General features: G+C 71.8%; 8 protein-coding genes. All 8 read left to right on the top strand.

Going from position 1 to position 13,829, the window contains the following annotated elements; translation table 11 throughout:
• Positions 1 to 367: 367 nt before the first annotated feature.
• The 8 genes from ACWCPF_RS34730 to ACWCPF_RS34695 all read left to right on the top strand — a co-directional run bounded on the left by ACWCPF_RS34730 (position 368) and on the right by ACWCPF_RS34695 (position 13,829).
• The gene (locus tag ACWCPF_RS34730; RefSeq protein ID WP_451049083.1) at positions 368 to 1,897 is read left to right on the top strand and encodes an ABC transporter substrate-binding protein; all 1,530 of its coding nucleotides are present in this window, start codon (positions 368 to 370) and stop codon (positions 1,895 to 1,897) included.
• A gap of 90 nt (positions 1,898 to 1,987) precedes the next feature.
• Positions 1,988 to 2,929: an ABC transporter permease gene (locus tag ACWCPF_RS34725; RefSeq protein WP_451049082.1), complete on the top strand. Its 942-nt coding sequence runs from the start codon at positions 1,988 to 1,990 to the stop codon at positions 2,927 to 2,929.
• Positions 2,926 to 4,791 (top strand): dipeptide/oligopeptide/nickel ABC transporter permease/ATP-binding protein, encoded by a 1,866-nt coding sequence (locus ACWCPF_RS34720; RefSeq protein ID WP_451049081.1) that lies wholly within the window; start codon positions 2,926 to 2,928, stop codon positions 4,789 to 4,791. Before ACWCPF_RS34725 ends, ACWCPF_RS34720 begins: the two co-directional genes overlap by 4 nt.
• Positions 4,788 to 5,741, top strand: a complete 954-nt coding sequence (locus tag ACWCPF_RS34715; RefSeq protein WP_451049080.1) for an ABC transporter ATP-binding protein — start codon at positions 4,788 to 4,790, stop codon at positions 5,739 to 5,741. Before ACWCPF_RS34720 ends, ACWCPF_RS34715 begins: the two co-directional genes overlap by 4 nt.
• Positions 5,738 to 7,273, top strand: a complete 1,536-nt coding sequence (locus ACWCPF_RS34710) for a glycoside hydrolase family 43 protein (RefSeq protein ID WP_451049079.1) — start codon at positions 5,738 to 5,740, stop codon at positions 7,271 to 7,273. Before ACWCPF_RS34715 ends, ACWCPF_RS34710 begins: the two co-directional genes overlap by 4 nt.
• 255 nt (positions 7,274 to 7,528) lie before the next feature.
• Entirely contained in the window at positions 7,529 to 9,712 is a 2,184-nt protein-coding gene (locus tag ACWCPF_RS34705) for a beta-galactosidase (RefSeq protein ID WP_451049078.1), read from the top strand.
• A complete protein-coding gene (locus ACWCPF_RS34700) occupies positions 9,709 to 12,267 on the top strand; it encodes a beta-glucosidase (protein ID WP_451049077.1) in 2,559 nt (852 codons plus the stop codon). Before ACWCPF_RS34705 ends, ACWCPF_RS34700 begins: the two co-directional genes overlap by 4 nt.
• The gene (locus ACWCPF_RS34695) at positions 12,264 to 13,829 is read left to right on the top strand and encodes an apiosidase-like domain-containing protein (RefSeq protein WP_451049076.1); all 1,566 of its coding nucleotides are present in this window, start codon (positions 12,264 to 12,266) and stop codon (positions 13,827 to 13,829) included. The genes ACWCPF_RS34700 and ACWCPF_RS34695 overlap by 4 nt, the downstream gene beginning before the upstream one ends.

Below are 13,829 nucleotides of genomic sequence, written 5' to 3'. Positions count from 1 at the left end.
TTCCCGGCTTCCCGGCTTCCCGGCTTCCCGGCTTCCCGGCTTCCCGGCTTCCCGGCTTCCCGGCTTCCCGGCTTCCCGGCTTCCCGGCTTCCCGGCTTCCCGGAAAAAGCTGACGCATGAGTCTTGTGTCCGCCAAAGGGCGGGGCTACGTTACGCATACGTTTCACTTGTACGTATCAGTAAAACCATCAGCAGGCCCGCTCACCCCGCCCAAAACGGTGGGAAGCGAACACCCCTTCCACCAGGGACGGCTGACCGCCATGAACGGTCAAGGCCGCTTCAGGACCTGGTTTTCCCTACTCCGAGGCACTTGAGGGCGGCTCGCTGCCCGACGCCGCCCGGTCATCCACTCACCAGCGGAGCACCCATGCGAAGAATCGCGCTGACGGCCGTATCGGCTGCCCTGATCTTGTCCTCGGCCGCGTGCGGCTCGGGCTCGGGCTCCGGTTCGGGCAAGGCGGCCACCGGCGGCACTCTCACCCTTGCCCCCGTGGTCGCGGCGCAGCCGTGGGACCTGGCCGACGCCGGACTCGGCAACAACACGCAGTACTACCAGCCGGTGTACGACTCGCTGCTCCGGCTGTCGCCGACGGCCGAGGTGAAGCCCAACCTGGCGACCAAGTGGTCGTACGACGCGGCCCGCACGGTGCTCACGCTGACCCTGCGCACGGGCGTCAAGTTCACCGACGGCGCCGTCTTCGACGCGGCGGCGGTCAAGGCGAATCTGCTGCACACCAAGGAGGGCAGCAACGAGGCGGCGGGCCAGCTCAAGGGCATCAGCGGTGTCGACGTGGTCGACGCCACCACCGTCGCCATCAAACTCTCGGCCCCCGACCCCTCGTTGGTGCCGAACCTCGGCAATGTGGCCGGCATGATGGCGAGCCCGCAGGCCATCACCGCGGGGGCGCTCAAGTCGGGCCCGGTGGGCTCCGGCCCCTACACCTTGGACAAGTCCGCGACGACGGCGGGCAGTACGTACACCTTCGTACGCAATCCGGGCTACTGGAACAAGGCCGCCTTCCCCTTCGACAAGATCGTCCTCAAGCCGCTGACCGACCCGACCGCCGTCCTCAACGCGCTGCGCTCGGGACAGGTCAACGGCGCCCTGCTGGCCAGTGCCAAGAACGTCGCGCCGGCCAAGAGCAGCGGGCTGAACGTCACCGAGTACACCTCCGGCGACATCGAGGGCGTGTACATCTGGGACCGCGAAGGGAAGATCGTCAAGGCGCTCGGCGACGTCCGGGTCCGTCAGGCCCTCAACTACGCCTTCGACCGGTCCACGATCGTCAAGACGGCGAAGCAGGGGCTGGGCAAGGCCACGACGCAGATCTTCAACCCGGCGAGCTCGGCGTTCGACAGCTCGCTGGACTCCACGTACTCCTACGACCCGGCGAAGGCCAAGCAGTTGCTGGCCGAGGCGGGGTACCCGAACGGCTTCTCGGTCACCGTGCCGGACGTCTCGGCGGTCTTCCCGGACCAGCAGGCGGCCATGGTCCAGCAGCTCGAGGACATCGGGATCAAGGTCAAGGTCGACAAGATCCCGGTCACCGAGTTCGTCAACGCGCTCATCGCGGGCAAGTACGCCCTGTCCTACATGACGCTGGCCTCCTTCAACCCCTGGGACACCATCCAGATCGAGGTCGCCAAGGCCGCGCTGTGGAATCCGCTGCACACCGAGGACGCCAAGGTCACCGACCTCATCGACAAGGCCCGTTCGGCGACCGGACCGGCGCAGGACGCCCTGTTCAAGGAGCTCAACACCTACCTCGTCGACCAGGCGTGGAACGCGCCCTGGGACTCCGTGGAGAACACCTACGCGACGACCAAGAACGTCACCTTCACCCCGCAGGCGTTCGCCGCCGTTCCTCCGATCTACAACTTCAAGCCCACTGGCTGACTCGGGCGGCGGGCCGGGCGGGAACGGTTCTCCCGCTCCCGTCCGGCCGCCGACGAACACCGGTCAGGGAGAGGCAAGGTGGAGAGACTGATGATCGTTTTCTTGATCCGGCGCATCGCCGCCGGGCTGGTCCTGGTCCTGGTGATCGCCACCACGACCTTCGCGCTGATGGGCCTCACCGGCTCCGATCCGGCGCGGCAGATCGTGGGGCAGACCGCCACCCAGGATCAGGTGGCCGCCAAGTCCGCCGAACTCGGGCTCGACGATCCCTTCGTGGTCCGCTACGGGCACTGGCTCGCGGACACCGTGCACGGCGACCTGGGCAGCTCGTGGTTCAGCAGTGAGCCCGTGACGGACTCGCTCGCCAACAAGCTGCCGGTCACCCTGTCGATCGTGCTGGCGGCGCTGCTGCTGTCGGCGCTGCTGAGCACGGTGCTGGGGGTGGCCGCCGCGGTCCGCCGCGGTGTGCTGGACCAGGTCGTGCAGTTGCTCGCGGTCCTCGGCTTCGCCGTGCCCAGCTTCCTGGTGGCCCTGGTGTTCGCCGTGGTGATCGGCGTCGACCTGGGCTGGCTGCCCGCGACCGGTTATGTTCCGCTGGCGGACTCGGCGAGCGGCTGGCTGAAGTCGATCACCCTCCCGGCGCTGTCGCTGGCCGTCGGGGCGATCGCCGCCACCGCGCAGCAGGTGCGCGGCGCCATGGTCGACGTCCTGCGCGCGGACTACGTGCGCACGCTCCGCAGCCGTGGCATCAGCGAGCGGAGCCTGCTGTTCCGGCATGCGCTGCGCAACGCGGCCCCGGCCGCGCTGACCGTGCTGGCCCTGCAGTTCATCGGTCTGGTCGGCGGCGCGGTGGTCGTCGAGAAGGTGTTCGGCCTCAACGGGATCGGCAGCCAGGCGACGACCGCCGGATCCCAGGGCGACACCCCGGTGGTGATGGGCGTCGTCGTGGTCATGGTCGCCCTCGTCGTGGTGGTCAACATGCTGATGGACGTCGCTTACGGATGGCTCAACCCGAAGGTGCGTGTCGGATGACGCTCCCCCAGTCCCCGGCGACGCCGGACACGATCTCCCCGGCCGTCGCCGCACCCGGGCGGGCGGGCCTGCTGCGCCGGCTCCTGCGCAGCCCGGTGGCCGTGACCTGTCTGGTCCTGCTCGCGCTCATCTCGCTGGCCAGTCTGTTCGCACCGCTGCTGACCGGTCAGGACCCGGCCCGCACCTCGCTGACCGACAGCCTCGCCCCGATCAGCGGACAGCATCCGCTGGGCGGTGACGGCGTCGGCCGCGACGTCCTGTCCCGACTGCTCTACGGCGGGCGCACCAGCCTGCTGGGAGCCCTGATCGCGGTCGCCGTCGCCCTGTTGCTCGGCGTGCCCGCCGGTCTGCTGGCCGGGTACTACCGCAAGTGGTTCGACGCCGTCAGCAGCTGGCTGGCCAATCTGCTGATGGCCGTACCGGCGATCATCGTGCTGCTGGTCGTGATGTCGGCGATCGGGCAGAACACCTACGTCGCCATGGCGGTCTTCGGCGTGCTGATGTCGCCGGGCGTCTTCCGGCTGATCCGCGCCTCGGTGATCTCCGTGCGCGAAGAGCTGTACGTGGACGCGGCGCGGGTGTCCGGTCTGGCCGACCCCCGGATCATCCGCCGGCACATCCTGCCCGTCGTGCAGGCGCCGACCATCATCCAGGCCGCCCAGATGCTCGGTCTCGGCATCGTCATCCAGTCCGGCCTGGAGTTCCTCGGTCTGGGCTCGACGAGCCAGGCGAGCTGGGGCTCGATGCTGAACGACGCCTTCGCGAACATCTACACCAAGCCGGTGCTGATGGTCTGGCCCGGAGTGGCGCTCGCGGTGACCGTCGCCTCGTTCGGCCTGCTGGGCAACGCCCTGCGGGACGCGCTGGACGGAAGCGCGCCGAGCGGTCGCAGGCCACGCGGCGACGCGGCCCGCAAGCAGGCCGCGGCGAAGCGGACGACGCCCGTCGCCTCCGCCATCAGCACGTCCGAGGCGGACGACGCGCTGCTCGTCCTCGACGGTCTGGAGGTCTCCTATCCGACGGCCGAGGGGGAGAAGACCGTCGTCGACGGAGTCTCTCTGACGGTGCGCCGGGGCGAAGTCCTCGGACTCGTGGGGGAATCGGGCTCGGGCAAGAGCCAGACCGCGTTCGCCGTCCTCGGTCTGCTGCCTCCGGAGGCCCTGGTCTCCAGCAGCCGGCTGGTGTTCGACGGCACGGAGCTGGGCGGGCTCGGCCGCTCGGAGATGAACAGGTTCCGCGGGCGTCGGATCGCCTATGTGCCGCAGGAGCCGATGTCGAACCTCGACCCCTCCTTCCGTATCGGCGCCCAGCTGGTCGAGCCGGTGCGCCGGCACCTCGGGCTGTCGGCGGCCGAGGCCAGGACGAAGATGCTCGGCCTGCTGGAGCGGGTGGGCATCGCGGACCCGGAGCGGGTCTTCCGCTCCTATCCGCACCAGATATCCGGCGGCATGGCGCAGCGCGTCCTCATCGCCGGCGCGGTGTCCTGCGAACCGGACCTGCTGATCGCGGACGAGCCGACCACGGCGCTGGACGTGACCGTGCAGGCCGAGGTGCTCGACCTGGTGCGGTCCCTGCAGCGCGAGCGGAACATGGGCGTGATCCTGGTGACGCACGACTTCGGCGTGGTGGCCGACATCTGCGACCGCGTCACGGTGATGCAGACCGGCGCCGTCGTGGAGTCCGCGCCCGTACGGCAGTTGTTCGCCGATCCGCAGCACCCGTACACCCGCATGCTCCTGGCGTCCACGTTGGAGGACGCCGAGCCGCGGTCCGCGCTCGGCCGCGCGGTGCCGGCGGGCGTCGCGGGGCCCTCGAACATCGCAGCGATCACGAACACCGCACGTCAGGAGGGTCCGGCATGACCGGGACACTGGACAAGGAACTCCCGGCGGAGCCTCTGCTGGTCGCCGACGACGTCGTCGTGGAGTACCCGTCGAAAGGCTGGCGCAAGCCGCCGTTCCGGGTGCTGAAGGGGGTGTCGATCGCCATCGGCGCGGGCGAGACGCTCGGGCTGGTCGGCGAGTCCGGATCGGGCAAGACCACCCTGGGCCGGGCCGTCCTCGGACTGGCCCCGGTCGCCTCCGGCGCGGTCCGCTACCGCGGCAAGGTCATCTCGGGCCTGGGCAGAAAGGAGCGCCGGGCGCTGAGCGACGACATCCAGGTGGTGTTCCAGGACCCGTACACCTCGCTCAATCCGGCGATGACGGTGAACGACATCCTCAGCGAGCCGCTGAGAGTCGCGGGAACCTCCCGGACGGAGGCCGAGAAGCGGGTCAAGGACCTGCTCGACCAGGTCCAGTTGCCGGCCGACGCCGGGGAGCGGCTGCCTCGGGAGTTCTCCGGCGGCCAGCGGCAGCGCATCGCCATCGCCCGGGCGCTGTCCCGGGACCCGCGGGTCATCGTCTGCGACGAGCCGGTCAGCGCACTGGACCTGTCGACGCAGGCCCGGGTGCTGGACCTGTTCGTCGAGATCCAGGAGCACACCGGCGTCGCCTATCTCTTCGTCACGCACGACCTGTCGGTGGTCCGGCACATCAGCCACCGCGTCGCGGTCATGTGCGGTGGGGAGATCGTCGAGACCGGGGACGCGGCAGCCGTCACGACCGCGCCCGAACACCCTTACACCCAGCGGCTGTTGCTCGCCGCGCCGGTGCCGGACCCGGAGCGGCAGGCGGAACGCCGGGCCGAGCGGCGACGGTTGGCGGCGGCCGACTCGACCCCGTCCCCGGGCGCCTCCGCAACCGCAACGGCAACGGCAACGGCAACGGCAACGGCAACCACCATCGCTTCCACGTCGGGAGACCGAGCATGACCCTGCCCAACCCCACCGTCCCCGGCTTCCACCCGGATCCCAGCGTCACCCGCGTCGGCGACGACTACTACCTCGCCTGTTCGAGCTTCGAGTACCTTCCCGGGCTGCCGCTGTTCCACAGCCGTGACCTGGTGCGCTGGGAGCAGATCGGCCATGTGGTGACCCGCCCGGGGCAGCTCGCGCTGGAGAAGGTCCCCACGCTCGGCGGGGCCTGGGCGCCCACCATCCGGTTCCACGACGGCCGCTTCTGGCTGGTCGTCACCGACGCGATGGGGCGCGGCAGTCTGATCTTCACCGCCGAACGGGCCGAGGGGCCGTGGTCCGACGGCGTCGTCATGCAGGGGGTGTCCGGAATCGACCCGGACCTCGCCTGGGACTCCGACGGCACCTGTTTCGTCACCTATTCGGGGCTGCAGCTCGACGGCGACCGGGCCGGCGAGCATCTGGGCATCCAGCAGGTCCGGATGGACCTGGAGACCGGCCGGGCCCTCGAAGAACCCCGGTCGCTGTGGTCGGGCACCGGACTGATGTTCCCCGAGGCCCCGCACCTGTACGAGATCGACGGCGCCTGGTACCTCCTGATCGCCGAGGGCGGCACCGAGCGCGGGCACTCCGTGAGCATCGCGCGTGCCGCGCGTCCGGACGGCCCCTTCGAGGGCTGCCCGGCCAATCCGGTGCTCAGCGCCCGCAGCACCGACCGCCCGGTCCAGAACACCGGCCACGCCGATCTCGTGCGCACGCCCGACGGCGGCTGGGCGCTGCTTCTGCTGGGCATGCGGCCCCGCGGTCTGACCAGGGCTTTCTCTCCCATGGGCCGGGAGACGTTCAGCACCGCGCTGGAATGGGTCGACGGCTGGCCGGTGGTGCAGCCGGTCCAGCTGACCCCGCCCACCGGGCCCGTCGAGCACCACGACGACTTCACCGGCGCCGAACTCGGCCTGGAATGGATCTCCATCCGTACGCCGGCCGCCGACTGGTCCTCGCTCACCGAGCGCCCGGGCCACCTCGTCGTGCACGCCGACGGCTCCACGATGGACGACCCGCGTCCGCGTTTCGTCGGCCGCCGCCAGCAGCACGAGTCGGCCGTCTTCTCGGTCCGGGTGGACAGCGCCGACGGAGTCGGCGGGCTGAGCCTGCGGATCGACGAACGCCACCACTACGACATCGAGGTGGGCGCCGGCATCGCCCGTGCCCGGGCCCGGGTGGGCGGGCTCTGCCAGACCTGGGAGCAGCCGCTTCCGCCGGGTCCGGTGACCGTGCGGATCGAGACCGAGCCGGTCGGTGGCATGGGCCTCGACGGTCTCGGCCCGGACCTGGTCCGACTGTCCGTCGTTCCCGACGCCGACGCGGACGCGGACGCGGACACCGACGCCGACTCGGACTCCGGCGGCGGGCCGGTCGAGCTTGCGGTGCTCGACGGCCGCTATGTCTGCGCCGAGACCGCCGCGTCGTTCACCGGGCGGGTCGTCGGCATGTACGCCGCCGAAGGATCCGTCGCCTTCGACCGGTTCAGCTACCGGGGCGAGGACTGAGCGCTGAGCGCTCCGCTGGAAGTGCCGCGATGTGCCGTCGTTGCGCTGCGGCGCCGTCGTGGCTGGTCGCTCCCCCACTCTCGACTGCGCTCGAGCGGGGGGACCCCCATCGCGGCGGAGCCGCAGATGTCAGCGCCCCGCGCCTCTTCGGGGCGCTGCCGAACCGCAGCGACTTCGCCCCACCCGCTTAGGAGCCGAACCGCCCGCGGCGCCGCTTTCCGGCGCATCGAACCGACAGAAAGTCACCAGTACCGCATGGGCACCTTCTTCCCGCGCATGCTCTTCGGAGCGGCCTACTACACCGAGTACCAGCCCTACGAGCGGCTCGCGCAGGATCTCGATCTGATGGCCGAGGCCGGGTTCAGCGTCATCCGGGTCGGCGAGTCGGTCTGGTCTACCTGGGAACCCCGCGAGGGCCAGTTCGAACTCGACTGGCTGCAACCGGTGCTCGACGCCGCCCACGAGCGAGGCATCAAGGCGATCGTGGGCACCCCGACCTACGCCGTCCCGCCGTGGCTGCGCCGCAAGTACCCGGAGACGGCGGCCCGTTCCCGTACCGGGGAGACCGTCCCGTACGGCATGCGGCAGGACGCGGACTACTCGCACCCCGCCTTCCGGCATCTCGCCGAGCGGCTGGTGCGCAGGATCGTGGGGCGCTACGCCGACCACCCGGCGGTCATCGGCTGGCAGGTCGACAACGAGCCCGGCCTGCGCATCTTCCACAACGACTCGGTGTTCCAGGGCTTCCTGGACCACCTGCGCGAACGCTACGGCGACGTCGAGACGCTCAACCGCCGCTGGGGGCTGACCTATTGGTCCCACCGGTTGCAGGACTGGGCGGACCTGTGGACGCCCGACGGCAACTCCACCCCGTCGTACGACCTCGCGTGGCGCCGCTACCAGTCCCGGCTGACCCAGGAGTACATCACCTGGCACGCCGAGCTGGTCCGCGGCCTCGTGCCGGAGCACCACTTCGTCACCACCTGCGTCGCCCTCGGCCAGCAGGGCCTGGACATCTCGGCCATCGGCCGGCCGCTCGACGTCGCCGGGGCGAACATCTACTACGCCACCCAGGAGGGGCTGGCGCTGCCGGGCCCGGACGAGCCGGACGGCGGACTGTACCCGTTCTTCGTCGCCTGGTCAGGACCCGCCTGGCTGTACCTCCAGAACGACATGGCACGCGGCATCCGCCAGGAACCCTTCCTCGTCATGGAGACCAACGCCACTTCGATCGGCGGCTCCGCGGACAACTTCCCGCTCTACCGGGGCCAGGCCCGCCAAGCCGTGTGGAGCATGGTCGCGCGCGGCGCCAGGATGATCGAGTACTGGCACTGGCACTCGCTGCACTACGGCGCGGAGACCTACTGGGGCGGCATCCTCGGCCACAGTCTGGAGCCCGGCCGGACGTACGAGGAACTCTCGCTGATCGCACGGGAGTTGCAGCAGGCTGGCCCGGCGATCGACGGTCTGCGGCCGCGCAGCGACGTCGCGCTGCTGCTGTCCGCCGACAGCCGCTGGGCCATGGAGTTCATGGGCCCGCTCAGGGGGAACACCCCCGCCTGGTTCGGCGACCCGCAGTCCTACGACCGCATCGTCGCCGCGTTCTACCGGGGGCTGTTCGACGCCGGACTGTCCGTCGACGTCGTCTCCCCGGAGCAACTGCCCTATGACCCGGAGGAGTTGGCGGCCCGCTGGCCGGTGCTGGTCGTTCCGGCGCTGTACATCGCGGACGACGCGACGCTCGATCTGCTGCGCCGGTACGCCGAAGCCGGCGGCCATCTCGTCCTCACTCCTCGCACCGGCTACGCCGACGAGGAGGCCGTGGCCCGGCACACCGTCATGCCCGGTGTGCTGCGCCCCGCCGCGGGCGCGTACTACCAGGAGTTCACCAATGTGCTGACGCCGGTCACGATCACCGAAGGGGACGGGACGTCGGACGGCCCCGCGCTGCACGGGCGGGCCACCGCATGGGCCGACGGGCTGATCCCGGAAGGCGCCGCCGTCCTCGCCGGGTACGCGCATCCGCATCTGGGCGAGTTCGCCGCCGTCACCACCCATGAGCACGGCGACGGCCGGGTGACGTACGTCGGCACCGTCCCGGACCGTGAGCTCTCGCACAGCCTCGCAGACTGGGTCGCCGCGGTCTCGCTGCCGTCCGACGGCTGGCGCGAGGACCGGCCGGCGTCCGTCACCTGCACATCGGCCACCACCGCCGACGGGGCCGTCCTGCGCTTCGTCCACAACTGGGCCTGGGAGCCGGTCGACTACCGCCTGCCGGGCGACGTCCGTGACCTGTTCACGGGCGCGGACCTCGCCGCCGGAAGCACCATCGTGCTCGGGCCCTGGGACGTCCGGGTGCTCATCGAGCGCGCGGACGACGCCCCCGTGACGCCCCTCTCCCCCACCGACCGCACTTCTTCTTCGAGGAGGACGCCGTGACCCGGCAGCCCACCACCGACGCCCCGTCCACGGCCGACGAGGCCGAGCTCGCCCGGCGCCTCGGCGCGCTCACCCTGGAGCAGAAGGTGAGGCTGCTGACCGGCGCGGACTTCTGGTCCCTGCACCCCGAGCCCGCCGTCGGCCTGCGCCGGCTCGTCCTCTCGGACGGACCCGCCGGGGTCCGCGGCGAGCTGTGGGACGAGCGCAGCCCCTCCGCCAATGTGCCCTCGCCCACGGCGCTGGCCGCCACCTGGGACGAGCCGCTGATCGAGCGGCTGGGCGGGCTGCTCGCCCACGAGGCGCGCGCCAAGGGCGTGGACGTCCTCCTCGCCCCCACCGTGAACCTGCACCGCACTCCGTACGGCGGCCGGCACTTCGAGTGCTTCAGCGAGGACCCGCTGCTCACCGCGCGGATCGGGGTCGCCTATGTCCGGGGCGTCCAGGGCGGCGGCGTGGCGGCCACGGTGAAGCACTTCGTCGGCAACGACTCGGAGACCCAGCGGATGACGCTCGACGCGCGGATCGACGAGCGCGCCCTGCGGGAGCTGTACCTGACGCCGTTCGAGCACATCGTCGGCGAGGGCCGCGTCTGGGCCGTCATGGCCGCCTACAACGGGGTCAACGGGCACTCGATGACCGAGAGCCCGCTGCTGCGCGAGGTCCTGCACGACGACTGGGGCTTCGACGGGCTGGTGATGTCGGACTGGTTCGCCGCCCGCACCACCGAGCCGTCCGCCCGCGCCGCGCTCGACCTGGTGATGCCCGGCCCGACCGGTCCGTGGGGCGACGCGCTGGTCACCGCCGTACGCGAGGGCAAGGTCGACAAGGCGCTCGTCGACGACAAGGTGCTGCGGCTGCTGCGCCTCGCCGCCCGGGTCGGCGCGCTGAGCGAGGTGCCCACCACCGCCGGGCCGCCCGAGCACGACGCCGTGTCGGTGGCCGCCCGGCTGCGCGAGACCGCCGCCGCCGGATTCGTGCTGGCCCGCAACGAGGACGCCGTACTGCCGCTGGACCGCGCGGCCCTGCGCCGGGTCGCCGTGCTGGGCCCCAACGCCGCCGTGGCCCGGACCCTCGGCGGAGGCAGCGCCACCGTCTTCCCGCCCCACACCGTCTCCCCGCTCGACGGCCTTCGCGCCGCCCTGGGTGACGGCGTCGAGGTCACCCACGGAATCGGCGTCACCCCGCAGACCCGCACGCCCGTCGCGGCGCTGTCCTACCTCCGCCACCCCGACGGCTCGGGCGAGGGGACGCAGGTGCGCTTTCTCGCCGCGGACGGAACCCTGCTCGGCTCGGAGCGCCGCGCCGGGGCCGCCTACACCTGGATGGGGTCCTACGGCCCCGACCTGCCCTTCCGTCAGGTGGCCCGGGTGGAGGTGCACACCGTCGTGCGCGCGGCCGCCGCCGGACGGTACGCGATCGGCGGCTCGGGCACCGGCCGCTTCCGGATGTCCGTCGCCGGGGCCGAGGTGTTCGACGTGCATCTGCAACTCCCGCCGGGCACGGACCTGGTGGAGGGGCTGATGACTCCGCCCCAGCAGCTCCACACCGTCGAGCTGGCCGAAGGCGAGGAGACCGAGGTCGTGCTCACCCACGACATCTTCTCCGCCGAGGACGACGACGTCTCCGGCGAGGACGGCCTCGACTCCGCCGACGACGCCATCGGTCACGCTGTCACCATGTTCCAGTTCAACCTCCAGCCGCCGCAGGGCAGCGACGACGAGGAGATCGAGCGGGCCGTGGCACTCGCCCGCGCCGCCGATGTCGCCGTGGTCGTGGTCGGCACCACCGAGGAGGTCGAGAGCGAGGGCTTCGACCGCGACAGCCTGGCCCTGCCCGGCCGGCAGGACGAGCTCGTCCGCCGGGTCGCGGAGGCCAACCCGCGGACCGTCGTGGTGGTCAACTCCGGGGCCCCGGTGCTGCTCCCCTGGGCCGATGAGGTGGCCGCGGTGCTGCTCGCCTGGTTCCCCGGGCAGGAGTTCGGCAACGCGCTCGCCGACGTCCTGCTGGGCGTGGCGGAGCCGGGCGGACGGCTGCCGACGGTCTGGCCCGCGTCCGAGAAGGGCCTGCCCGCCACCGAGCCGGTCGACGGCGTCCTCGCCTACGACGAGGGGCTGTTCGTCGGCTACCGGGGCGCGGGCCGGGCCGACCGGCAGCCGCCCCGCTACGACTTCGGCCACGGACTCGGTTACACCACCTGGGAGTACGTCTCGATCGACGTCCAGGGTGAGCCGGGGTCCGACGCCGACCGCACGGCGGAGGTACGGATACGCAACAGCGGCACGCGGCACGGCAAGGAGGTCGTGCAGGTGTACGCCGGCCGTCCGGACGGCGGAGACGTGGAGCGCCCGGTCCGCTGGCTGGCCGGTTTCGCCGTGGTCGAGGCCGCGGCAGGCGAGGAGGTCGTCGCGACGGTGACGGTGGACGCGCGGGCGTTCCGGCACTGGGACACCGAGGCGGGCCGCTGGGCCGTCGAGCCGGGGACCTTCACGCTGGAAGCGGGTCCGTCCTCGGCGGCCCTCCCGCTCACCGCCGACGTCTCCGTCGGCCGGTCATGAGCGGTACGCAAGCGGAGCCGTGGGTCGCCCCCTGGCGGCAGACCGAGATCACCCTGACCGGCGCACGCGACTACGCCAACCCCTACACGGACGTCGACGTATGGGCCGAGTTCACCCATGAGTCCGGGACCGTACTGCGCCGCCCGGCCTTCTGGGACGGCGGCAGCACCTGGAAGGTCCGGTTCGCCTCCCCGGAGGCGGAGGGCCGCTGGACCTGGCGCAGCGGGAGTTCCGTCGCGGACGAGGGGCTGTCCGGGCAGAGCGGAGCGGTCGTCGTCCGCCCCGCCGCGGACGACGGCGACGCCTTCCGCCAGCACGGCTTCTGGCGGATGTCGCCCGGCGGACGCAGCCTGGTGCATGCCGATGGGACGCCCGCGCTGCTGGTCGGCGACACCGCCTGGGCCCTGCCCTGGCGGGCCACCGAGGAACAGGTCACGCGGTACGCCGCCGACCGGCGGGCCAAGGGCTTCAACGCGGCCCTGCTGATGAGCGTCCAGCCCGACATGGACGCGCGCGGGCCGCGCGACCGCACCGCGGACGAGGGGTTCGACGTCGGCTTCGAGGATCTGCCCACCGGACACGTCAACGCGCTGAACCCGGCGTACTTCGAGTATCTCGACCGGCTGATCGGCATCCTCCGCGACCACGGGATCGTCCCCGTGCTCCAGCCGCTCTTCCACGGCTTCGGCTGGAAGGGCCTGCGGGTGGCGGGTCCGGTCGTCCCGCCGCAGGAGTACGCGCGCTACTGCCGCTACCTCGTCGCCCGCTACGGCGCCGGTCCCGTCGTGTACCTGGTCGGCGCCGACGGCGAGGGCGGCGAGCCGCAGATCGCGGCGGGCGGCGCGGAGGTCGGCCGCTGGGACGGCTACGGCCAGCCCTGCGGCATCCACTACCGTCCGCACGCCGACAACCGCGCCCACCAGAGCGAGAGTTGGCTGCACTTCCAGTGGTGCCAGACCGGCCACATGGGCGGGCACGTCCAGGAACGGGTCGCGGACATGTGGCGCAACACCCCGCCCAAGGCGGTCGCCAACGGCGAGCCGACGTACGAGAACACCGGCCGCCCCGGCCGGGCCGCGGGCTGGTGGCAGGGACACGAGGCCTGGAGCAACCTGTGCGCCGGCGGGACGATGGGCGTGGTCTACGGCGCGGCGAGCCTGTGGCAGTGGCGGCTGCACGCCGCCGAACCCGGCCACGAGGAGTTCTTCCTGGCCAAGGACGCCGGCTGGCGGGAGGCGCTGGACTTCGAGGGCTCGCGCCACGTCGGGCTGATCTCCCGGATCCTCGACGGCCTTCCGCTGACGGACCTGCGGCCGGACTGGCGCTCCGCCCTGGCGCCCCGGGGTCTGTCCGTGCCCGGCGTGCTGTACCTCTGTTACGCGGAGGAGGGCGGCCCGCTGTTCGTCACCGACCCGGCGAACGTCCCGCTCCCCTACCGGGTGGTCGACCCGCGGACCGGCGAGACCGTCCGCGAGGGCGTGCGCGCCGCCGCCGGGGACCCCGTCCCCGACGAGGGCGGCGCCCCGCGCGTGTACATCTGCCATGATCCGAACCGGAGTTGA

It is taken from the genome of Streptomyces sp. NPDC001858 (assembly GCF_053594615.1).
This window is presented reverse-complemented; position numbering and strand designations above follow the sequence as displayed.